The 23,078-nt window shown below is 71.1% G+C and carries 16 protein-coding genes; 5 read left to right on the top strand and 11 right to left on the bottom strand.

Annotated features, from left to right (window positions below; genetic code table 11):
• Nucleotides 1-154 precede the first annotated feature (154 nt).
• Nucleotides 155-1,675, top strand: coding sequence for a hypothetical protein (locus tag ACRX5W_RS07150; protein WP_436787088.1), 1,521 nt, complete (start codon nucleotides 155-157; stop codon nucleotides 1,673-1,675).
• 27 nt (nucleotides 1,676-1,702) lie between these two features.
• On the opposite strand, the gene ACRX5W_RS07145 is transcribed toward ACRX5W_RS07150, so the two are convergent.
• The 9 genes from ACRX5W_RS07145 to ACRX5W_RS07105 form a co-directional block, all read right to left on the bottom strand.
• Entirely contained in the window at nucleotides 1,703-2,590 is an 888-nt protein-coding gene (locus ACRX5W_RS07145; protein WP_436787087.1) for a phenylalanine 4-monooxygenase, read from the bottom strand.
• Between the two features lie 412 nt (nucleotides 2,591-3,002).
• Complete coding sequence (locus ACRX5W_RS07140) at nucleotides 3,003-4,169, bottom strand: ABC transporter permease (protein ID WP_436787506.1); 1,167 nt, start codon at nucleotides 4,167-4,169, stop codon at nucleotides 3,003-3,005.
• A 62-nt stretch (nucleotides 4,170-4,231) separates the two neighbouring features.
• A complete protein-coding gene (locus tag ACRX5W_RS07135) occupies nucleotides 4,232-5,053 on the bottom strand; it encodes an ABC transporter ATP-binding protein (RefSeq protein ID WP_436787086.1) in 822 nt (273 codons plus the stop codon).
• Nucleotides 5,050-6,231, bottom strand: a complete 1,182-nt coding sequence (locus ACRX5W_RS07130) for a peptidoglycan-binding protein (RefSeq protein ID WP_436787085.1) — start codon at nucleotides 6,229-6,231, stop codon at nucleotides 5,050-5,052. Before ACRX5W_RS07130 ends, ACRX5W_RS07135 begins: the two co-directional genes overlap by 4 nt.
• Complete coding sequence (locus tag ACRX5W_RS07125; protein ID WP_436787084.1) at nucleotides 6,228-6,845, bottom strand: hypothetical protein; 618 nt, start codon at nucleotides 6,843-6,845, stop codon at nucleotides 6,228-6,230. Before ACRX5W_RS07125 ends, ACRX5W_RS07130 begins: the two co-directional genes overlap by 4 nt.
• A 130-nt stretch (nucleotides 6,846-6,975) precedes the next feature.
• Complete coding sequence (locus ACRX5W_RS07120; RefSeq protein ID WP_436787083.1) at nucleotides 6,976-8,466, bottom strand: ATP-binding protein; 1,491 nt, start codon at nucleotides 8,464-8,466, stop codon at nucleotides 6,976-6,978.
• The gene (locus ACRX5W_RS07115; protein ID WP_436787082.1) at nucleotides 8,466-9,170 is read right to left on the bottom strand and encodes a response regulator transcription factor; all 705 of its coding nucleotides are present in this window, start codon (nucleotides 9,168-9,170) and stop codon (nucleotides 8,466-8,468) included. Before ACRX5W_RS07115 ends, ACRX5W_RS07120 begins: the two co-directional genes overlap by 1 nt.
• A gap of 247 nt (nucleotides 9,171-9,417) precedes the next feature.
• Nucleotides 9,418-10,122: a hypothetical protein gene (locus ACRX5W_RS07110; RefSeq protein WP_436787081.1), complete on the bottom strand. Its 705-nt coding sequence runs from the start codon at nucleotides 10,120-10,122 to the stop codon at nucleotides 9,418-9,420.
• A 170-nt stretch (nucleotides 10,123-10,292) separates the two neighbouring features.
• Nucleotides 10,293-11,039 carry a hypothetical protein gene (locus tag ACRX5W_RS07105; RefSeq protein ID WP_436787080.1) on the bottom strand — a complete coding sequence of 249 codons (747 nt, stop codon included), beginning with the start codon at nucleotides 11,037-11,039 and terminating at the stop codon, nucleotides 10,293-10,295.
• Between the two features lie 211 nt (nucleotides 11,040-11,250).
• On the opposite strand from ACRX5W_RS07105, the gene ACRX5W_RS07100 reads away from it, so the two are divergent.
• The 4 genes from ACRX5W_RS07100 (at nucleotide 11,251) to ACRX5W_RS07085 (ending at nucleotide 19,891) form a co-directional block, all read left to right on the top strand.
• The gene (locus tag ACRX5W_RS07100; RefSeq protein ID WP_436787079.1) at nucleotides 11,251-13,434 is read left to right on the top strand and encodes a dynamin family protein; all 2,184 of its coding nucleotides are present in this window, start codon (nucleotides 11,251-11,253) and stop codon (nucleotides 13,432-13,434) included.
• Nucleotides 13,431-15,044, top strand: coding sequence for a hypothetical protein (locus tag ACRX5W_RS07095; RefSeq protein WP_436787078.1), 1,614 nt, complete (start codon nucleotides 13,431-13,433; stop codon nucleotides 15,042-15,044). Before ACRX5W_RS07100 ends, ACRX5W_RS07095 begins: the two co-directional genes overlap by 4 nt.
• A gap of 154 nt (nucleotides 15,045-15,198) precedes the next feature.
• Complete coding sequence (locus ACRX5W_RS07090; protein WP_436787077.1) at nucleotides 15,199-17,835, top strand: dynamin family protein; 2,637 nt, start codon at nucleotides 15,199-15,201, stop codon at nucleotides 17,833-17,835.
• A 76-nt stretch (nucleotides 17,836-17,911) separates the two neighbouring features.
• Nucleotides 17,912-19,891, top strand: a complete 1,980-nt coding sequence (locus tag ACRX5W_RS07085) for a dynamin family protein (protein ID WP_436787076.1) — start codon at nucleotides 17,912-17,914, stop codon at nucleotides 19,889-19,891.
• Between the two features lie 44 nt (nucleotides 19,892-19,935).
• Here the strand turns inward: ACRX5W_RS07085 and hemW are convergent, their stop codons facing one another.
• Nucleotides 19,936-21,162 carry a radical SAM family heme chaperone HemW gene (hemW, locus tag ACRX5W_RS07080; protein WP_436787075.1) on the bottom strand — a complete coding sequence of 409 codons (1,227 nt, stop codon included), beginning with the start codon at nucleotides 21,160-21,162 and terminating at the stop codon, nucleotides 19,936-19,938.
• Between the two features lie 56 nt (nucleotides 21,163-21,218).
• On the bottom strand, nucleotides 21,219-23,072 hold the full coding sequence (locus ACRX5W_RS07075) for an AMP-dependent synthetase/ligase (protein ID WP_436787074.1): 1,854 nt from the start codon (nucleotides 23,070-23,072) through the stop codon (nucleotides 21,219-21,221).
• Between the last annotated feature and the right edge of the window lie 6 nt (nucleotides 23,073-23,078).

Genomic DNA, 23,078 nt, shown 5'->3' with positions numbered 1-23,078 from the left:
CCCCCCCCCCCCCCCCCGGCCGCGGGCTCCTCGGCACGCGAACTCCCACCTTGCACGGCGTGGCAGAATGCACGCTCCCAGACGGATGGCCCGGTCCGTCCGGTACGCGGTGTGTTGCACCGTGTGTGCACCGGTGTCATCGAGGAGTGGGCGCGTGGCGATAGAAGGCATGGCGGCGTTGTTGAGACACTCCCGACCAGACGTCGCCGCCCGGGTCCTGGAGCGCTGCGCGCCGGGCACGCGGCGACGGCTGCTCGGGCGGCTGTCCGACATCACGCCGCTGATCGACCGGATCCTCACCGACGGCGACCACCGCGACCACGTCGCCCTGGCCGGCGACGACCGGGTGCCCCGCCGCGTCCTGGAGCGCTTCGTCGCACTCGGCTCGGCCGAGGTGAACCGTCGCGTCTTCACCAACTCGCGCGCCGACACCCGCCTGCGCCGCCGCATCCTGGTCGAGGGCCCCGAACTGCACCCGGCGCTGTACGAGGAACTGCTCACCACCCGGGCCCGCCCCTATGTGCTGGCCCTTGCGTACGCCCGCGACGTCGAACTGGTCCGGCACAGCTTGTCGATCCTGGGCGAGCTCCCCAACAAGCCCCACGTCGAACACGCACGGCTCCGGGCGTTCGCCTCGCTGTGGCGGCTCGCGGGGGCCGACGCGGTACGCGTGGCGCTGGGCATCGGCCGGTATCGCACGCGCGTCATCGGTCCGGTCGTACGCGCCGCGCTGGAGTCGGACGACGGGTTGGCGGTGCTGGAGGCGGCGGTCTCGCCGGGACCGGACACCGACGAACTCATCCGGTCGCTACGCGCGGACGGCCTGCGGCGCAACGAGGTCCGCCATGTGCTCGGGACCGTTGCCGGAGCCCCCGACTGGAAGGCGGTCGCGGCCGCGCACCAGAGCACGCCGTTCAGCCCCGAGGTGTCGGCGGGGCTCGCGGGCGCGGAGGGGTGCCCGCTGGATGTCACGGTCCTGTTGGCCTCCTCGGCCTCCCACTCCACCCTTCCGTTGGAACAGGCCCTGATCAACGGCGTGGTGACGGCCGGTCGGTTCGTCGACGAGGGTCGTCCCGCGTGGCACGTCCTGAGCGCGGTGGACCGTTTCCGCATGCGCTTGGAGGGCGGCACCGTCTTCGAGCAACCGTTGGACAAGCTCCGCCGTCTGCTTCCCGACGACGTCGACGGCTGGCTCCGCCTGGCCGCCCTCGGCCCCGAGTACCCCGGAACGATCCGCGAACTCGTCGAGGCCGCAAGGGAGTCGGACGTGGCCGGGCCTCACCCGCCGACCGACTCTGCTTCCGAACGCCCGTTCGCACCGCTTCTCAACCTGGCTCCCCCGCAACTGCGCGCACGCATCGCGTCGGCACTCGGCACGTCGGACGAACCACGCGACGCCCTCACGGCCCGGCACTCGTCATCCCCGGCCGACCCGATCCCCGAGGCGGCACTGCGGCGGCTCTTGGCGAAGCGCCTCGTCGGCCCCGACGAAATCCTGCGCGACACCCGGCCCGCGGCCGTCGCACTCGCCGTCGCCGGCGCCTTTGCCGGAGACCTCGCACACAAGCACCTGGCCGACGACGCCGACGCCTGGACCGCCGCGGTGACCCTGCTGCCCGGCTTCACCGGAACCGCGACGGAGCTCTTGGAAACGGCCGCCGCGATGACGGCGTGACGTTCGCACCGCTTCGGCTGTCGCCCGTCAGGCGACCGGCACCGAGAGCCGGGCGATCGCGTCGTCGTCGCACGTGGCCCAGAAGGCCCCGACGACGTCTTCGAGGTGGTCCATGGACTCCGCGCGGAACAGGACGTCCTGGTAGTGGGTGATGTCGTACGTCGTGGTGCCCATCGCGGCCAGGTCGAGGGGCCTGATGTCCATGTCCCGGAACGCGCGGATCTCGCCGTACGAGGAGAGGATCCCGGCGCCGTAGGCCTTCAGCTCGCCGCCTTCGGCCATGACGCCGAATTCGAGGGTGAACCAGAAGACCTTGGAGACGAACTCCAGCGCGTCACGGCTCTCCACCCGGCGTGCGGCCTCGCCGGCCAGGCGGTAGAGGGCGGCGAAGCGGTCGCTCGCCAGGGCGTTGGCGTGGCCGATGACCTCGTGGACGACATCCGGCTCGGGGGTGTAGAGCGGCACACTGTGGTGCCGGATGTACTGCGTCGAATGGAAGTACGAGTCGGCCAGGGTGCCGTAGAACTCGCGCAGCTCCACAAGCCCGGCGGCGGGCAGGTAGCGGAAGCCGGTGAGCGGCGCCAGCCGGTCGCTGACCTCCTGGAGCTGGGGGATGTGGTCCGCGGGCAGGGAAAGGCGCTCGCATCCGCGGAGGTATTCGGCGACGGCGAGCTCCGCATGCGCCACCGCCAGCTCGGCGGAGACGATCCGCCAGACCTCGTGCTCCTCGGGCGTGTAGTCGACCTCGGGGATCGGCTCGCCGGGCGTGTGCCGCAGCGCGAGCTCGGCGATCCGGTTGCGCCGTTCGCGGTACACGGGGTCGGCGAAACCGGGGTGGCTCCGCGACAGCTCGACCTCGATGCTGCCGTCGGCCTTCCGGGTGACCGGGGCCAGATACTGCGCTTCCTCGAACATCGCCGCCTCCTCCGGGGCCGACTGGACCGGTCGACGAGGGAGACCGCGCACACACCGCGCACGGCCGCGCGACGGTGGCCGCCCGGCCCACTTTGCCCAGTATGCGCCGCCAAGCCGTGGGTGACGGCTCGTGCGGCAGCGGCCCCGGACACTGCGGTACGCCTGCGAGGGATCGCCTCGACTCTGTCCGAGGCATACCCGGCTGACGGTTTGCGAGCCATGCCCGAGACCAACGGTCGTACGGACCCGGAACGGCGGGACGGGGGGCTCAAGGCCGCGACGACCCGGCGACGGCCGGGGCCTGCGGTCGGCGGCGGGTGGTCCGCGAAGCCCGCGGTCGCAACGGGGACGACCGGGCCCGCCGGCCGCGCTTGCAAGGCGAACGGCGGGCGGGCCCGGAGGAGCGCGAGGGTCAGGCAAGAGCCTCCGTCGGGGCGAGACGGGCTGCCCGTACCGCCGGATAGAGCCCGGCCACCACGCCGATCACCAGGGTCGCGGCGACCCCTCCGGCCATCGCCCAGGGCGGGACCACGGTGGGCCAGCCCTGGTGCGTTGCGTATCCCGTCGTGGCAGCCATGCCGAGAAAGACTCCGCCGACGCCGCCCAGCAGCGAAAGCAGCAGCGACTCGGCGAGGAACTGCACGCGGATGTGCCCCCGGGTGGCGCCGAGGGCGCGGCGCAGGCCGATCTCGGCGCGGCGTTCCAAGACCGAGATGACCATGGTGTTGGCCACGCCCACCCCGCCGACCAGGAGGGCGGTCGCGCCCAGGCCGAGAAACAGGCCGTTGAGCGTGTCGTCGGTGGCTTCCTGCGCGGCCAGGGCGTCGGACGGTCGGGAGACTTCGACTTCGTTCGGCTCCGCAGGGTTCGCGGTCGCGCCGAGGACGGCTTGGACGTCGAGGACAGCGGAGTCCTCCGTCCGCGTGTACACGGTGGTCGGGTGGCCGTCGAAGCCGAGCTCGCGTTCGGCCGCGGGCCAGCCGACCAGCGCGGCCGCGTCGAGCTCGGGTGCCAGCGGATTGGCGGCCAGGATGCCCACCACGGTGAACCACCGCTCGCCGAGCCACAGTTGCACCTGTGGCCCCGGGGTGTGGACGCCGAGCCGTTCCGCGGCCTTGGGGCCGAGGACGACCGCCGGATAGGTGTGCGTCGCGGCGTTGAGCCAGGTACCGCGCGTGACAACGGCGCCGACCGTGTCGAGGAGGTCGAGCCGGGCGGCGTACACCCCGATGCCGCCGGACTCCGCTTCCGGTATTCGGTCGCTGCGGTAGACCTTCGCTGCGGTCTTGCCGATCGCCGATGCGGCTTCGACGGGTCCGATCCGGCCGATCATGGCCACCGCGTCGGCCGGCAGGCTCGCCGCGGCCCCGCCCAGCGACTTGCCGGGCGAGACGGTGAGCAGGTCGGTGCCGAGCGCGTCGAGGCGGCGGTCCAAGTCCTCTCGCCCGGAGGCCGAGACGCCGATCACCGCGATCATCGCCGCGATGCCGATGGCGATCCCGAGGGCCGACAGGAAGACGCGCGTGGGGCGGGCGCGCAGCCCTGCGGCCCCGACTCGGGCCATGTCGGCCGCGCGCATGCGGGCCGGCCGCGGCGGGCTCGGCCGGGGACTCCGGCGTTTGCCGGGAAAGCGCCGTACGGTCACGAGTCCTCCTCGCGGCGGCCTGGATGCCGCGGACCGATCGCGTCGGGCCGTACGAACTGCCCGTTGCTCCGGTGGTGTTCGGGGTCTGTCACGGGCGTGTCCGGCCGCGCCGGGGCCTCCTGGGCGACTGCGGGGACCGGTGCGGCGCAGGCACTGTCGTACTCGATGCGGCCGTCCCTGAGCCGGACTTCGCGTGGCAGGGATGCGGCGATGTCGGGGTTGTGGGTGATGACGATCACCGCGGTGCCGGCTCGGTGCAGTTCGTACAGTGCCTCCATGACGACCGCGCCGGCATGCGAATCCAGCGCGCCGGTCGGCTCGTCGGCCAACAGCAGCGGCGGGTCGCCGAGAACCGCTCGGGCGATGGCGACGCGCTGCTTCTCACCTCCCGACAGTTGGTGTGTGTCGTGGCCGAGGCGATGCCCCAACCCCAGACGGTGCAGGACCTGTTCGGCGAGCGCTCGGCGCCGGCGCCGCGGTGTGCCCTGGTAGAGGAGGCCGTCGGCCACGGCGTCCAGGACCGGCCCGGGACCCAGATGGAACTGCTGGAAGACGAACCCGATCGTCGCGGCGCGCAGCGCGGCGAGTTCGCGGTCCCGCAGATCGTCGAGGTCGTGGCCCGCGACTCGGACTGTCCCGGAAGTCGGGCGGCTGAGCGTTCCCATGATGGTGAGCAGCGTGGACTTGCCGGACCCCGAGGGCCCGACGACGGCGGCCAACTCCCCCACGCGCACGGTCAAGTGGGCGTCACGCAGTGCGAGGACTCCGCCGTATTCCTTCGCGACGCCGACCAGTTCGACCAGCGGACGCGCCGTCATCGGGGTACTCCGACGGTGAGGCCCTCGGTGATCCCCGGCCCGGAGATTTCCACACGTCCGTTGACGAACATGCCCAAGGTGACCGCGCGGTAGTCGGGCCCCGTCGATCCCGGGGCGGAAGCAGCCGGGTCGACGACCTCGACCGCGTAGCCGCCTTCGCGCAGTGCCACGAGCGCGTTCACCGGCACCGCAAGGACTCCTTCACGGGTTTCGGCGACGAACGTGACCTCGACGGGCGCGGCCTGGTAGCGGCCCAGTTTCCCCTGGTCCGACACGGCCAGTTCGACCGGAAGTGTGGCCCCCTCGCTGTCCTGGGAAGCCGCTTGTGGACCCTGGCCGTCGGCGCCTCCGCCGACGGACGGCGCCGCGGTTGCGACGCTGCCCACCCTGGTCACCTCGGCGTCCACGGTGGTGCCGTCCGGCAGTTCGACGGTGGCCTTCGTCCCGGTGTCGACGAGGTCTTCGTACTGCACCTCCAACGCGACGGAGACGCCGCGCGCCGTCCCTGTCCAGTCGAGCACGGGGCCGGACGCGGCGCGGCCGAGAGTCGCGGTGACGCTGTCGACGCGCCGGGCTTCGGGTGCCACGACGGCGTCGCCCGGACCGATCGTCCCGGTTTCGGGGATGCCGAGGGCCTTCTGCCATGCGCGGACGGCGTCGGCGGTCGCGGAGGTGTAGGCGTCGTCCGCGGTGAAGCCCGTGTAGCCGAGGGCGACGAGATTGTTCTCGACGACCGCGACGTCCTGGCCTTCGTCTCCGGGGGCGAGTTCCCGGTACAGCGGTGTCGCGCCGTACAGCAGCGGCACAGGGCGCTCGTCGACGGCGTACACGGGTTGACCGCGCTGGACCAGGGCGCCGACGTCGGGCAGCCAGGTGAGGTGTCCGCCGCCAGGGGTGCCGGGCGCCGCCGGCGTGCCCGTAGCCGTCGCTCCCGTGCCGGGGTGTTCGACGGATGTCGCCGCGCCGTAGCCGAGGGTTCCCGGCACCGTCTGGGACCGCACGAGGCTCACTCGCTCGACCGACGCGGTCGCGGGCGGACCTGCGGGGGTGTGCCCACCGTCCGGCGGGTCGTCGCCGATGACGCCGATGACGCCGGTTGCGACCGCGCCGACCGCGCCCGTCCCGGCGAGCAGGGCGAGGGACACGAGAACGGCACGCAGCCGCCGCCGCGCGGTCATTCCGCCCCCTCGGGACGCAGCGGAGCGGTTTCCTGACACTTCTTCCACGCCTGGGCGAAGCCGGGCGCGCTGGTGGCGAACGAGCCCTTGTCGAATCCGTCCGGGCCCGGATCCTCGATCGCGATCCCGTTCTCGCGCATGCACTTCGCGAACGCGCGCATCGCATCGAGTTGCTTCTCGCTCGGCCCGTTGCGTTCCTTGAACGACTGCGGAGCCTTGTCCCGGCAGGCATCCATGGCCTTGCGCAGGGTTGTGGCGTCGGCGCTCCCGCGCATGTCGCCGATGTCGAGCTTGCCGGTGCCGGGATCCGGGTCCTGCATCGGGACGCCGTTGTCACGCATGCATCGCGCGAACTCCCGGGCACGGGCGGATTCGTCGGCCGCCGTCGCGGCGGATGCTCCGGACGCGCCGCCGTTCACGGTCGCGACTTCCGCGCTCTTGGCGTCACCGCCGCACGCTGTGGCCGGGCCGATGGCCAGCGCCACCGCCGAGGCCGCCGCGAAGCGCCGGATGAAGGCGATCCGGGTCCGGCGCGTGGTCGGTGTCGTCATCGCCGTCGTCCCCGTCACTGCCGTGTCGAACGCCGGGGATTGCGCATGTGATTCGGATGGCATGCATCGCTCCTTGGCCCGGTACGCCGGGGGCAGGCCCCCCGGTCGCACTGCGGCGATGCTCGCCCTCGGACCTCGACGCGATCTGCGGTGCGGCTCAAAGCACGCTGGGAATCAGCCGGGACGCAGGCGCTCAATCCGGCAGCGGCAGCAGCAGCCGGAAGGTGGCTCCGGATGTCCCTGATCGCGCGACGAGTTCGATGCGCCCGTCATGCGCTGCGGCGAGTGCCGCAGCGATGGCCAGTCCGAGCCCCGACCCTCCGCCCTCGGTGCGTGCCGATGGGACGCGGTGGAAGCGGTCGAAGATGCGCTCCGCGTGCTCCGGGGGGACTCCCGCCCCGCTGTCGGCGACTTCGACGACCGCGACCGGTGTATGCGGGTCCATGGTCGAACCGGCTGCCGAAGCCGCGGCGATGAGGTCTTCCGGTGCGGCGACGCCGACGCGGACGGTGATCGACGTGCCCGCCGGAGTGTGCCGTACGGAGTTCGCCAGGAGGTTCGACAGCACTTGGCGCAGGCGCAGTTCGTCGCCCGAGACGGTGACCGGTTCGAACATCGGACTGTCCGTGTCGAGCACGGTGAGCGCGACAGGCCTCCCCGGTTCGCGCAGGTGCAGGTCTCGGACGAGGTCGGCGGCGAGTTCGAGAAGATCGACGGGACTTCGGGTCAGATGGGGGTGTTCGTCGAGCCGGGCGAGTTGGAGCAGGTCGTCGACGAGGACGCCCATGCGGGCCGCCTCGGCCTCGATGCGCGCGAAGGCCTCGTCGGGCACACCGCGTCGGCGCTGGAGTTCCGCGAAGCCTCGGATCGTGGTGAGCGGCGTGCGCAGTTCGTGGGAAACGTCGGAGAGGAATCGGCGCAGGCGTTGCTCGGACGCGCGGCGTGCGGTGATCTCCTCCTCGACGCGGGAGAGCATCGCGTTCATGGCAAGCGCGAGACGCCCCGGTTCTGTGTGGGGGTCGGGGTCCGGAACACGGCGGGCGAAGTCGCCCCCCGCGATCTCGCCGGCGATGGCCTCCATCCGCGTGAGCGGCCGCAGCCCGACCCGGACCATGAGCAGCGCGACGACGCTGAGCAGGGAAAGGACGGCCGCCATGACGATCGCGTCGATCCAGAGCAGGCGTTCGTACGTTGCCTGGACGGACGCGAGTGAGACGGCGGTGACGATGAGGCGGCTACCGTCCGCTTCGGCTCGGACACGCATCCGCCAATCGTTGCCGTCGTCGCCGCCGACGGTGAACAGCGTGCCGACGCGGCGGACGAGTTCCGTGCGGTCCGGCAGCCTCGGCCCGGCGGTGGCGTCGGCCGGCAGCACGCGCGACGAGCCGTCGGCTTCGACGATGTAGATCCTCGACCGGCCGTCGAAACGGTCGGCGAACAGACCTTGGAGCGCCTCGCCGTCACCGTTCTTCGCAGCCGCCTCGCTGCTGAGGCGGTCGATGACCGACGTCACCACGACCGCCCCGGTGCCCGCGGCGTTGAGTTGCTGGTCGACCCGGTCCATGAGGTACGACTTGAGAAGCACGAGCCCCACGCCGTTCGCGACCAGCAGTGCGGCGGCGGTCAGCACGCACACCGTGGCGGCGAGGCGGAAACGCAGGGTCCGGTGCCGTATGGCGGTCATCACGCTCCCCCGCGCGGCAGACGCAGGGAATACCCGACGCCGCGGAGGGTGTGGATGAGCGGCGTGCCGGAGCTGTCGATCTTCTTGCGAAGGTAGTGGACGTAGCTCTCGACGATCCGCCCGTCGCCGCCGAAGTCGTAGCGCCACACGCGCTCAAGGATCTGCGACTTGCTCACCACCCGGCCGGCGTTCTCCATCAGGTAGCGCAGCAGCCGGAATTCGGTCGGAGAGAGATCGACGGCTCGGCCGGCGCGGCGTACTTCGTGGGTGGCCTCGCACAGTTCCAGGTCGGCGTAGCGCAGCACTTCGTCGTCCGCGGTGTCGGCCGGGGCGGCGGCCTGTGTGCGGCGCAGGATGGCACGGATGCGCAACACGACCTCCTCCAGGCTGAAGGGCTTGGTGACGTAGTCGTCGCCGCCTGCGGTGAGCCCGGCGATCCGGTCCTCGACGGCGTCGCGGGCCGTGAGGAAGAGCACCGGAACGTGGTGGCCCTCCGCGCGCAGACGCCTGGTGACCGCGAAGCCGTCGGGGCCGTCGAGCCCGACGTCGAGCACGACGACGTCGGGCATCTCCGCCGCGATCTCGGCGAGCGCGGCCGACCCGTCGGCCACGGCCCGCACGGCGAAGCCGAGCAGGCGGAAGGTCTGGGTGAGCAGGTCGCGGATGTTGGCTTCGTCGTCGACGACGAGGATGGACGCGGTCACGGGGTCATCATCGACCGGCAAGCTCAAAGAAACCTGAATGCGGCGTGGCCGGATGATTCCGGACGGCACCGGACACGTCCCAGCCGGGCCTGCCGCCGGAAGCCCGCAACGTCGTCGAACGCCGCATCGACACGCTCGAACACGTCCGCGGCACCGCCACCCGCGACGACGAAACAGCAACAAGCCGCGAAGCAGCTGTCACCCTCGCCGCCACACTCCTCTGGCTCCGACCAACTTGAGCACAGGACTAGACCTGCTGCTGCATGCGCGCGAGCTTGTCCACCTGGGCGCGCAGGAGTTCTTCGGGGATGGGCACCGTCGCGGTGTCCGGCAGGTTGAGGGTGGACGTGATGACCAGCGCCGAGCCCTTGCGCACGATCGCGTGCGGAACGCGCAGCATGCCGCCCGACGAGTCGACCGTCGCCAGCTCGAAGTACACCGTCGCGTCGCCGAGTTGGGGGCCCTGCCCAGGTGCGACGGCGACTGCGGTGGTGCTGCCGTCGTTCTCGACGATGCCGAAGGACGCGCAGCCCGGCAGTGCCGTCCTCACGGCTTCCAGCAGTGCCGCCGCACCGCCCTCCTCATATTGGTTGATCCCCAGGTGCGAGGCGCCTTCCTCCTCACCGGGCCCGAGCAGGCCGGCGTCCACCTGGCCGGTCGGGGCGACCTTCGCGGAACGGCCGGAGACCATGTCCATCACCGACTGGCACGCGGCCCGGTCCGCCTTGACGATCTCGTCGGCCGTGACCTCCTTGCCGCCGCCGACAAGCTCCCACCCCTGCGGGAGCTCTCCCTGGGTGAGCAGCGCGGCCCGGAGGCTCTTCTCGGAGAGCGCGTCGGGGGCGGTCTTCGGGCCGTCTCCGTCGTCGGAGCACGAAGTGGCGGCGAACAGTGCGGCCAGAGCCACGACGACGGCACCGCGGGCACGGCGGGACCGGGACAAGACGCGCATGAAGTTCCTCGGGCAGGCGGTGGGGACGCCGGTCAGCAGCGTACGACGGGACGGCGTCCGGCGTCGGAGCTCGGGACCGAGGCGCCGCGTGCGGCCCGTGCGCGGAGTGGGCGGGACGGCCGCGAGACAACCCCGCCCGCTTCAGGTCGGCCGCCTGGTTGGGCGACCGCTCAGCCCTTCTGCGCCTCGACGAGCTTGTCGAACTGGGTGCGGATCATGTCTTCGGGCGTCGAGAGAGGGTCGGTGCCCTCGTACACGAAGTCGATGGGCATGGCGCTCAACAGCGCCGAGCCGCTGCGCGTGACGTACCACGACGAGGTGGCCGGCTCACCGTCCATGCCGTAGAGGAACGTCACCGCGTCTTCCCCGAAGGGCAGGGCCGGACCCGCCTTGAAGACATAGTCGGTCCGCGTCCCGTCGGGCTCGGTCCCCGTGAACTGTGCGCACTTCGGCAATGCGGCGGTCGCCTTGGCGAGGAGCTCCGTCGCCTTGGCTTCGTCGAACTGCCCGATTTCCAGCCTGTGCACGGTGGCGGAGGAACCGTCCGTTTTGCTCACCGCAGCAATAGCCGTGCTTGTGGGCCGGGCAGTGAACAGATCAATCAGCGGCTGACATTCGGGTTTGTCGGTCTTCTCCCCCACGCCGTCTGCCTCGCCGTCCCCCTCGGGGTCTCCGGTCTTCACGTCCCAACCGGGGAGGTCCTGGGCGGTCACCAGCGCGGCCTTCAGCTCCGCCTCGGTGAGCGTCTTGCCGGACGGCGCCTTGTCCCCGCCCGCACTTCCGGTCGAGGCCGACGACGAGGCGGCAACGCTCCCGCCCTTGTCGTCGTCCGACCCGCACGCGGTGACAGCCACCATCAACGGCGCGATCACCGCGGTGGCCATCCGAATTCGGGTGTATCGCCCCACAGCACGCATGCAGAAAGCTTCCTTCGCCAGAAGTTTTCGACCGCCGTCCCCATCCCAGGCCCCCGCGGTCTGACAGGCGGTCAGAGTGACGCAAGGACGCGTGCATTGTCCATTCGATTCGCTGTGCGAATACCGGCGCTGTGTGGCCCCCCGACCACCGGCGACGCACGTTGACGCGGGTAACCGGCCACCGTCAGACTGACCCCACTCTGGGGGGGCCATGCACCTGGGTAGAACTGACGGGCCGACCGGAAACCGGTCCGACGACGCTCGCGAAGAGCGGCGTGAAACGATCGAAGCGCTGACCGAGGTCTCCGACCACCTCGACTTCGCGCTGCGTCTGATACGCCGCACGGTCGCGGACCGTGATCGGCTGACGCGCCTGACCGACCGCATCCGGACGGTCGAGGACCGCCTGCGCGACGACCGCTACTACCTCGCGGTCATCGGCGAGTTCTCCGCCGGGAAGAGCACGTTCATCAACGCCCTCCTAGGGCTCGACCTGCTCCCCACCTCCGCGCTGCGGACGACGGCCGCCGCCACGCGGATCACGCACGGGTCGGAGTTCACGCTCCAGGTGCGGTTCCGCAACGACGGGATCCGGTACGTCTATCCCTCCGGTTCCGCCGAAGGGCCCGACAGCCCGCTCGGGCGCATGCTGCTGCACCTCGCGCCGTACTTGCGGGTACCTCGCGCGACCGCGGACATCCTCTCGTTGCTGACCGCCGACGAGCGCATCGCGCCGCACCTGGAGTACCTCGAAGTGCGGCATCCCGCGACGCCGTTGCGCGACGGGCTCGTGATCATCGACACACCCGGGACCAACGCCGAGGTCGGGCACACCGAGATCACCGCGTCGGTGATGCGCGACGAGGCCGACCTGGCGGCCGTGTTGAGCCCGTCGGCGTCGCCGGCGTCGTCCTCGCTCACCGCGTTCCTCACCGACGCGCTCGATCCCGCACTGCTGCGCCGCTGCATCTTCCTCGTGACGAAGATGGACCACGTCGAGGACGACGAGCACGACGATCTCCTCAACCACGTGCGCCGCCGCTTCGCCCGCCTGCTCGGGCTCGACGACGTCGTGGTGGAGGGCGTCGCGGCGGACGCGGTCCTGCGCAGGGCGACCGGTCGGCCGCTGCTCGGGCCCGAACAGGAGTACTGGGCCGACGCCTTCCCCGCGACGCTCGCTTCCCTGCGCGACCAGATGCAGCGTCAGCGGATCATCGCCGTCTCCGACCACCTGCTGCGGCTGCTGGAGGGCCTGCTCGGGGAACTGGGCTCCGAACTGGAAGACGCGCGGCGCCGGCTGGCCGAGGAGGAGGCGGAGCTGCGTGCGGCGCGTATCCCCGACCTCGACGCGTTCACCCTGCGCCACGCGGCGCACGCGCGGACCCTGGTCGACGCGGGCGCCGAGAACGCGCGCCGGGCGACGGGGGTGATGGCCGCGCAGTGGCAGCAGTACACGCGCCGGGCGATCGACGCCGCGATCGACGCCGCGGCGACGCCGGACGACATGCGCCGGGTCATCCGTACCGATGTTCCCGAGCTGATACGCCGTGACCTGCCGCGTATCGGCGATGTCGTGCAGACCGCCGTGACCGCGGCACTCGCGGAGAGTGCCCGGGAGGCCGAGGCGGCCGTCGAAGCGGCGTTCGAGGCGGAGTACGCCAAGCTCGACCAGGAGGTGGTGCGCGTCGCGCGGTCGCGCATCACGGTCGTCAGCGGCACGCAGCTCGCCGACAACGCGCTGCTGGCGTACGAGTCGAACGTCTCCGGTGTCACACAACAGCTACGGGCGGTTCGCCAACAGGCAACGAGATCGGGTCCGATCGGGTCCGGAGTGGACCAGTGGTTCGCCTCGATGCCCCCGCCGACCGGCCCGCTGCGGGGCACGGTGCCGCCCCCTATGCCTCCCCCGTTGCCACGGCATTCCGGGCACTTCGGTCGGGGAATTCCGGACAGACCTCCTGCATATCCTCCCCAATCGCCTCCGACGATTCCGCCGCCTCCCACCCCACAGGCGCGTGGTGGTCTCGGTGGCTTCGCCGCGCGGATCGCCGACTCGATGGCGTCCACGGACATGAACGCGTTGCGGAACCACGCACGGGCCGAAATGCATCAGACACTCCAGACGGTCGCGAACGGCCTCGCGGGACAGATCAGCGAGGCCATCGAGACCGCCACCGAGAACTACGCGGAGACGGTCCGCGAGCACGTGGCGCAGTTTCGGGCCACGTACGCGGCCACCGTCGACGAGTTGGTCACGGAGCACCGCCGCCGGGAGGGAATCCTCGCGGCACGCAGGAACCTGCTGGAGGACGCCGGCAGGCAGACGGAACGGCGCCGCGCGACGGTCAACACGTTGCGCGAACGCCTCTCGACTCGGGGGGGAACCCGAATATGAACGAGCACTACGGCGACGACATGTACACCGAGGCCCCTGAGGACCTCGACCCTTCGTACGACACGACCCTCGGCGAGGAGACGGGCAGCGACGAGCTGCTGTGGGAGACGGAGTCGGCCGACGGCCAGACCCTGGACGCGGCGGGCGACCCCGCCCTCACCGACCCGCTCGACGTTCCGCCGGCGCCTGAACTCCCGGACTACACCGACCCGCTGGAGGTCCCGCAGGGCGGCGACATCCCGGTTCCGGCCGACTACACCGACCCGGCCACCTCGACCGAGGACCCCTACGCGGTTCCGACCGATGTGTCGGAAGACCCGTACGCGGTGCCCACGGACGTCGCCGAGGACCCCTACGCCGTGCCCACCGACGTCGCGGAGGACCCGTACGCGCCGGTCGACCCGAACGACCCGAACGTCGGCCTCGACCCGTCGGACCCGAACTACGACCACTACTACGCCGAGAACGGCCACACCTACGACGGCCCGTCCGACGTCCCGGCGGACGGCACGGTCGACCCGCTGGAGGTCCCGCAGGGCGGCGACCTCCCGGTTCCCGAGGACGACTACAACCCGGACACGTACGTGCCGACCGAGTACACGTACGAAGACCCGTTCGAGCAGCCGGGCTACGACCCGTCGTACGACCCGTACACCGACCCGGGCTACAACCCGTACGCCGAGGACGGCCCGTACTACGGCGACTACGACGTGGTCTACGACCCGTGCTGGGGCGACGTCGCGTACGACCCGTACAACGGCGTGTTCGTGCAGGTGGACGTCACGGTCCAGGGCGACGTGTACGTCGTCGGCGACCAGACTGCGGACGTGTACGTCACCAACGAGGGCGACACCTACGTCGACAACTCCACGACCTACGTGGACAACTCGACCACGTACGTCGACAACTCCGACACGACGGTCGAGTACACCGAGACGACCGTGGTCGGAGACGACAACACCTACTACGGCGGCTACGAGCCCGACTCCGTCGCGCCCTACGAGACGTACGGCCCGATGGACGTCGCGCACTACACCCCCGACTGGACCCCGGCCGACTTCGACGGCGTGGGCGACCCGCTGGGCGACGCCGCGTACTACCACGGTGTGCAGGACCTGGCGCACTCCCCGCTCGCCACCGAGGGCCAGATCATCGAGAAGCTCACCGGCGAGCCGTTCAACGAGGCCGCGCTGGCCGCCGAGGCCGAGAACGCCGGGTTCTTCGACCCGGTCTACGGCATGGACGGCGGCAGCGTCGGCAACCTGCTGGAGCTGCACGGCATCGAGACCGAGACGGTCTACGACGCCGACATGGACACGCTCCTGAACGCGCTGGAGAGCGGCGACCCCGTCATGGCGGTCGTGGACACCAACGAGACCGGTCTGCCGCTGCACGACGTGGTCACGGGCGTGCCGGTCGAGCAGAACCCGCCCGCGCTCTCCTCGGTGTGGGTCACCGGCGTGGACGTCCAGCCCGACGGCTCGGTCTACGTCCTCGTCAACGACCCGAGCTGGCCCGAGGGCCAGACCATGCCGGTCGAGATCTCGGACTTCGCCAACGCGTGGGCGGACAGCGGAAACCAGGCGGTCATCGCGCACCAGCCGGCGTAACCCGCCGACGGCGCAGTCGGTGCGCCGGTGCTCCCCGGTCGTGTCGGGGACCCGGCCGGCGCACCCATCGCCTCCCCCGCGGGCCGGCCGCCCGCCGGCTCCGCGTCTCCCATCCGCTGAGCAAAGAACAGACTTTCCCGAGAGGACAACCTCCGTGACCATCGACCGTGAGGCCGTCAACGCCCGCGTCGCCCAGAACCAGCCGCGCCACCAGACCGGTGTGGCCGGGCTGCTCGGCGGCATCCACCGCAGCCCCGAACTCCGCGGCTGGCTCAAGGGCGCGTCGCTCGCGCTGCCGCCCGTCGCCGAGCGCGTGGCCGGCACCTGGACCCTGACCTCGCTGATCGCCGTCGGCCGCCGCGAGCCGCAGGCGCCCGTCATCCACGTGACCCCTGCGTGGGGCGCGGTGCAGTGGGAGTGGCCGTCGCAGAAGGTGCTCCAGCACATCACGCTGGCCGAGCACCCCGCCGCCGCGGACATGCTGGCCAAGGCGGCCGGCCAGACGACCGGCTGGAACCTGTCCATGCAGGCCGAGGCGCTCGCCGCCCGCGCCCGCTTCTTCCAGACCCTGACCCGCTTTGTCTCCGAGCCGGGCGAGCGCGACCTGAAGCTGCTCACCCGCGCCTACGCCCAGGTGCTGCCGCGTGCGGCGTACGGCGTCTACCACGCCCTCGTCCCGAGCACCCGCACGTGGCTCCAGGTCGCACCCGGCCAGGCCGCAGCCGGTCGTGAGGCGCGCTCGCGTTCGACGGGTGCGGCGAGCTCGCGCAGCTCGTCGGCCGAGGCGGGCGTCGCCGGTCTACCCGGCCCGTCGAGGACCGCGACGCCGCGCCCGGCGGCGTCGGCGGCGGCCCCGGCCGGATCCGCACCGCAGGGGCCGAGGGCCCCGGGGGTCGGAGCCGGACCGTCCTCGGCGGGCGTTCATCCCCGGCGGGCCGCCGCGGCGGCACCTGCGACACCGGCCCGGCGTACCCCCGAACCGCGCCCCGGCAGCGGTCCGAGCCTGGTCAAGTCCGCCGGTGCCGCGCTCAGTTCACCGATCACCGACGCCCGCGAGCTGGCCGAGCGGTTCGGTCTGGAGCAGATCTGCACCGAGATCGACCGCCTGCGGGCGCGGCTGCGGCGGCCGGGCTTCCGGATCGCGGTGGTCGGTGAGTTCGGCCGGGGCAAGTCGTCGCTGGTGAACCGGCTTCTCGGGGCGCAGGTCGTCCCCGAGGGCCGGCACACCCGGGTGCCCGTAGTGATCGCGCCGGGCCCCGAGGCGCGCCTCGAACTCCAGTACGCGGACGGCCGGTCCGAGGTCCGGCCGCCCGGGTCGGCGTCGTGGTCGGACGTCGACGCCGCGGCTGCGCGCGAGGGCGACGACGCGCTGATCGGCGTCCGGGTCCTGGTGGAGGACCCCGAACTGGCCCGGCTCGATGTGGAGATCGTCGACACCCCGGGCGTCAACGCGGGGCTGCGCGGCCACGCGGACGACGGCGACGAGGGTGCCGACGACAAGGCGCAGGACCTCGTCCGCCGTACCGTCGCCGCCAGCGACGCGGTGCTGATGGTCGTGTCGGCGAGCGCCCCGCTGGGCATCTCGGAGACCTCCTTCCTGGAGGAGGAGGTCATCGCACGCCACGTGCCGCGCATCACGGTGGTGGTGTCCAAGCTCGACACCATCGACGAGGACGAGCGCGAGGACATCGTCGACTATCTCACCGGGCGCGTCCGCCGCATCTCGCCGGAACTGGAGGTGCTGCCCGGTCCGCACCGCGAGGACGACGCACCGATCGCAGGGGTGCGCGGACGGCTGGAGGAGTACGCAGTCTCCGGCGGGCGGCGGGCCATGCGCGCCCGGCAGACCGCCGGGCAGCTCCTCGGCCTGCTGGAGGAGATGACCGAACTCGCCCGGCAGGGCGTGGCCGCCGGGGCGCTCGGTGTCGAGGAGCGGCGTCGTGCGGCTGAGGCGGCCGAGGTCGAGATCGACAACATGACCGCCGAGTGGGGCAAGGTCCGCGTCGAGCTGCAGAAGCGGCGCAGCACGACGGCGGAGAAGTTCCGCGAGCACCTGGCGCAGTCGCAGGACGAGCTGCTGGGTGTGCTGCGCTACGAGATGGAGCGCACGCCGGACCCCAAGACGTGGTGGGAGCGCGACCTGCCGTTCCGGTTGCGGCGCGAGCTGACCTCGATGGCGAAGAAGTACGAAGGCCAGTTGCACTCCAGCGTGCAGGCCGACCTCCAGTGGCTCGACGCGCAGATGAAACGGCACTTCGGCAAGGGCACCACGCACAAGGTGGACAAGGCCGAGCAGTTGTCGACCGAGTTCGAGCTGAACGAGGCCGAGGAACTGGGGCTGAAGGACCTCAAGAGCCGCAAACTGGCGTGGCGCATCGGTCCGAGCGGCGTCGCGGTGCTGGGCATGCTGCTGATCCCGCTGACCGGCGGGCTGTCGACGATCCCGATGGGTGCGGGCATGGCCGCTTCGGTCGGCGGCATGGTCCTGGGCGAGGTGAAGTCCGGTTCGCTGACCGAGGGCCAGCGCGTGCACGCCGCCAAGGCGCTCGAACCGGCGATCGAAGAACTGCTCACCGGGTTCTCGCAACAGGTGTCGGACCGGCTGTACTCGCTGTACGCCGGGGTCATGGACGAGGCCGTCCGCGGCCAGAAGGCGTGGCGCACGGACCGGCTCGCGGCGATCGGCGCGCAGGGTCGCGGAGGGCCGGATTGGCAGGAACTGTTCACCCGTACCCAGGAATTGATCTCCGGGGTCAGCGCACTGATCGACGGGGACGGCACGGGGGCGTGACGACGGTCGCGTGACCGTATGATCCGCAAGGACCGTCGGGCCGGGCGCACCAGGCACGGCGGAGGGAGGGAGAGCAGTGGACCAGCACCGGGCGGCCCAGGCCGGAGTCGGCGGTTACAGCGCGTGGCGGGCCCGTCAGGAGACCCTTGTCGAACTGATCGACCGGCTGACGCCCGTCATCTCGGGCCTGTCGATCGGCAGCGGGGTCAAAAAGCTCGCGTCGGTGCGTACGCGGGCTGCCTCCGAGGCGTTCAAGGTGATGATCGTCGGGGAGTTCAAGCGCGGCAAGAGCACCGTGATCAACGCGATGCTCGGCGACAAGGTGCTGCCGTCCTTCGCCCGGCCGTGCACCGCGATCATCAACGAGGTGATGTGGGCCGACCAGCGTTCCGCGCTGATCTACCCGCTGGAACCTGACGGCAGCGCGGGCGACCCCATCCCCGTGGGCGTCGAGGAGATCGTCGACTACGTGACGATCGGCGCGGACGACGACAACACCCCGAACCCGTACCAGCGCGCGGTGGTCCGCTGGCCGCTCGAACTGTGCCGCAACGGTGTCGTCGTGGTCGACTCCCCCGGTCTCAACGAGGCGCCCGAGCGCGAGCGGGTGACGCTGGCGTACCTCGAACAGGCCGATGTGCTGGTCTTCGTCGTCGACTGCCAGGCGGCGATGTCGCGCAGCGAGCAGTTGTTCCTCGACGTGCACGTGAAGGCGCGCGGGCACGAGGACGTGTTCTACGTCGGCAACAAGATCAACCTGGTCGAGGAGGAGGAGCGCGAGGACGTCAAGCGGGAGATCCGCAAGCGCCTCGGCCCGTACGTCTCCCGTCCCGACCGGGTCTTCTTCGTCAACGCCCGGGCCGCGCTCAACGGCCGCCGCAAGGGCGACCCGGACCTGGTCGGCGACTCGGGCATGCCCGAACTGGAGCGCGCGCTGGAGGAGTTCCTCACCCGCGAGCGCGGCCGGGCGAAGATCCTGTCACCGGCCCGCGAGTTGAAGTACCTGCTGATCGAGGCACGCGAGCAGATCGACCGCAAGGAGGCGCTGCTCACGCAGAGCGTCGAGGATCTGCGGGCGACCTACGAGCGCGTGCAGGTGCCGCTGACCAGGCTGGAGCAGAACCGCCGGGTCATCGTCGCGCAGATGGAGGGGCACCTGCGCGAGACGCGCGGCGAAGTCGAGGACGCGGGACGCCGGTTCATGAACCGGGTGATCGGCCAGATCCCCGGCTGGGCGCGCGACTACGACCCGACGAACACGCTCGGCGCCAACCCGTTCAAGGCGCGCGAGAAGATGGAGGCGGCGGTCAAGGAGATCTCCGACCATCTGGCGGGCCGGATCCAGGTCGCGTTCGCCGAGTGGCAGGAGAAGGAGCTCAAGCCGCTGCTGACCCGGCGCGTCGAGGACCTGGAACGCTCGATCGACGACGATGTGAAGCAGTTCGTCACCCGCATCGACGAGATCCGCGCCTCGCTGACCCGCGATGACGCCGAGACGCAGGTGCTGAAGGCCGTCGACAAGACGCAGGCGCCGCTGGAACGCCTGCTCGCCGACGCGGTGTCGTTCGTCCTCGACCCGCGCACGGCGCTGACCGGCGGACGCTTCAGCCTGCGGACGATGCTCACCACGCTGCTGCCGCAGATCGCGGTCGGCGCGATCGCCGTCTTCGTGGGCCTCGGCCCGGTCGCGATTTTCGCGATGCTGCTGGGCGGCAACCTCTTCCGCGGCGCCCTCCAGCTCAACAAGGCGAACCAGCGCATGAAGGAGCAGGTCGCCGAGCAGGTGGTCGAGGAACTGCGGAACCGCTCCGACGCCGACGTGCAGAACCTCGGCGACGAGATCACCAAGCAACTCCGCACGATGCGCGACGCCATCGCGCAGGGCCTGGACGCCGAGATCAAGAGCATCCGCGACGAGGTCGGCGAGGCGCTGCGCACCAAGGAGCAGGGTGAGGCCGACGCCAAGCAGACCAGCGCGGACCTGCGCCGCTTCGCGGGGGAACTCAACCGCATCGACGAGCAGTTGGCTGATCTGATCATGGACGTGGCGCTGTAGGCGGAGCCGGGCTCGGGCCCGGCTCCGCCTACCTGCCCGCGGCGTCAGTCGACGAGGTCGCGGACGACCGCGTCGGCCAGGAGACGGCCCTTCAACGTCAGGACCGCGTGCCGGGTGTCGAAGGACCCAGGGTCCAACAGGCCCTCGGCCACGGCGCGTTCGGCCGCGGCGAGGCCCTTGTCGTGGAGCAGGGACAGCGGGCAGCCGTCCTTGAGGCGCAGCTCCAGCAGGATGCGTTCGATGCGGCGGTCCTCGTCGGTGAGGATCTCGCGGGCCTGAGCGGGGGATCGCCCGGCGGTCAGGCGCTCCGCGTAGGCCGCCGGGTGTTTGACGTTCCACCAGCGCACGCCGCCGACGTGGCTGTGTGCTCCGGGGCCGGCGCCCCACCAGTCGGCTCCGGTCCAGTAGAGCTCGTTGTGGTGGCAGCGGGCCTCGTACGACGCGGCCCAGTTGCTCACCTCGTACCAGCCGAGTCCCGCACCCGTGAGCGTCGCGTCGGCCATCAGGTAGCGGTCGGCGAGCAGGTCGTCGTCGGGCAGCGGGAGTTCGCCGCGGTCGATGCGGCCCGCGATGCGGGTGCCCTGTTCGACGATCAGGGAGTAGGCGGAGACGTGGTCCGGCCCGGCGGCCACGGCCGCGTCGAGGGACGACTGCCAGTCTTCGTCGGACTCTCCCGGCGTGCCGTAGATGAGGTCCAGGTTGACGTGGTCGAAGCCGGCCGCGCGGGCCTCGGCGACGCATTCCTGGGCGCGGCCGGGGGTGTGCCGGCGGTCGAGCACGGCGAGCACGTGCGAGCGGACGCTCTGCATGCCGAAGGACAGGCGCGTGAAGCCGGCCTCGCGCAGTTGTGCGAGGTAGCGGAGGTCGACGGACTCCGGGTTGGCCTCGGTGGTGACCTCCGCTCCGGGAGCGAGGCCGAACTCGTCGCGGATCGCGGAGAGAATCCGGCCGAGCTCGGCGGCCGGGAGAAGCGTCGGGGTGCCGCCGCCGAAGAAGACCGTGCGGACCGGGCGGTCGACGTCGCCGAGGACCTTCCGCGCGAGGCGGATCTCGGCGACGGCGTCCCCGGCGTACCCCGCCTGCGAGGCGCCGCCGCCCAGTTCCGCGGCGGTGTAGGTGTTGAAGTCGCAGTAGCCGCAGCGCGACGCGCAGTAGGGCACGTGCACGTAGAAGCCGAACGGGCGCGCGGCGGCCTCCGCACCGGCCAGGGCGGATTCGGGCAGGGACCCGTCGAGTGGCGCGGGCACGCCGTCGGGAAGCGCGGAGGGCATCGGCCCAGTCTCCCCCACGGGGCTTCCCCGCCAAAATGGCGTCCTGCCGTACGGCACTACGAGACGAGGCTGTCGTCGTACATCGCGTCCAGCAGCCCGGCGTACTCGCGCTCGACGACGACGCGCTTGACCTTGAGGCTGGGGGTGAGCTCGCCGTGCTCGACGCTCAGGTCGCGCGGCAGGATCGTGAACTTCTTGATCGTCTGCCACCGCTGAAGCTCGGTGTTGAGCTTGTCGACGTAACCCTGGATCAGTGCCCTGACCTGCGCAGTCTCGACCAGTTTCGAGTACGGCAGCTCGGCGAGGCCGCCGCCGGCCTTGGCAGCCCACGCGCCGAGCGCGTCGGCGTCGAGGGTGATGAGAGCGGTGCAGAAGTTGCGGTTGTTGCCGTGGACGACGATGTTGCCGACGAACGGGCACAGGCCCTTGAAGCGGCCTTCGATGTCGGAGGGCGCGACGTACTTGCCGTTGGACGTCTTGATGAGGTCCTTCTTACGGTCGGTGATCCGCAGCGCGCCGTGCTCGTCGATCTCGCCGATGTCGCCGGTGTGCAGCCAGCCGTCCTCGTCGAGGACTTCCGCCGTGGCCTCGGGGTTGTTGTGGTAACCGGCCATGACCGCGGGGCCGCGGAGCAGCACCTCGTTGTCCTCTTCGGCGATCTTGATCTCGGTGCCGGGGAGCGCGAGGCCGACGCTGCCGATGTGGTTGGCCCGGTAGCGGTTGACCGTGCAGCCCGCGCTCGCCTCGGTGAGGCCGTAGCCCTGGAGCACCGGCACGCCGATCGCCTCGAAGAACGACGCGACCTCGTCGGAGAGCGCGGCGCTGCCGGATATGCAGCCCTTCATGCGTCCGCCGAACAACGCGCGCAGCTTCGTCAGGACCAGCTTGTCGGCGACCCGGTGCTGCAACCTCAGCAGCGGGCCTGCCGTACGCCCGCCCCGCGTGGCGTCGGCGTGGCGGTGGCCCACACCGACCGCCCAGGCGATCAGGCGCTGTTTCGCGGCGCTTTCGCCCCTGACACGAGCCTGGATGCCGTTGTACGCCTTCTCGAAGACGCGCGGCGCGGCGGCCATGAACGTCGGCTTCACGACGGGCAGGTTCGCGACCAGCCTGGTGTGCCGGCCGTCGACCGCCGTCGTGTAACCGACGCGCAACTGACCCACCGTCATGACCTTGCCGTAGCAATGCGCGAGCGGCAGCCACAGGTACTGCAGGTCGGTCGCGTCGCTGAGCGCCATCTGCTCCTGCGCCACCGCCTGGTACGCCCACGTGTCGTGGTTGAGGCGAACCCCCTTGGGGCGTCCGGTGGTTCCCGAGGTGTAGATCAGGGTCGCGAGCTGGTCGCGGCGGATTCCCGCGACCAGCCGCTCGACGAGATCGGGGTCCTTCCCCAGGAGCGCGCGGCCGTTCTCCTCAAGTTCACCGAGCGTGATGACCCAGTCGTCGTCGGCGGTGCCGTCGAAGGTGACGATCTTCCGTACCGCGCCGAGGCGTACGCGCTGGGTGCGCAGCTTCTCGATCTGCCGGTCGTTCTCGGCGAACACGATCGTGCTGCCGGAATCCTCCAGAATGAACGCGGCTTCGTCGGCGTTGGTCGACGGGTACACGGTCGTGGTCGCGGCACCCGAGCACGCGATGCCGAAGTCCGCGAGGATCCAGTCGATGCGCGTCTCCGAGACGATCGCGACGCGGTCCGCGGGCTCGACGCCGAGCGCGTGCAGGCCGGCGGCGATGGCTTTGACCCGGTCCGCGGCCTGGGCCCAGGTCAGCGACTTCCACTCCTCGCGGCCGTCCGGCAGAGCGAAGGGGAAACGATACGCCTCGGCGTCCGGCGTGGCACGGACGCGTTCCAGGAAGTCGACGGCGAAGGACTCGGAACGGTTCTCGATCGCGGTAGCCATGTCACTCACGACGTC

The sequence above is a fragment of the Yinghuangia sp. YIM S10712 genome (genome assembly GCF_051388935.1).
Lineage (GTDB): Bacteria > Actinomycetota > Actinomycetes > Streptomycetales > Streptomycetaceae > Yinghuangia.
Note: the sequence above shows the minus strand (reverse complement) of the source record. Positions and strands in the feature narration are given on the sequence as shown.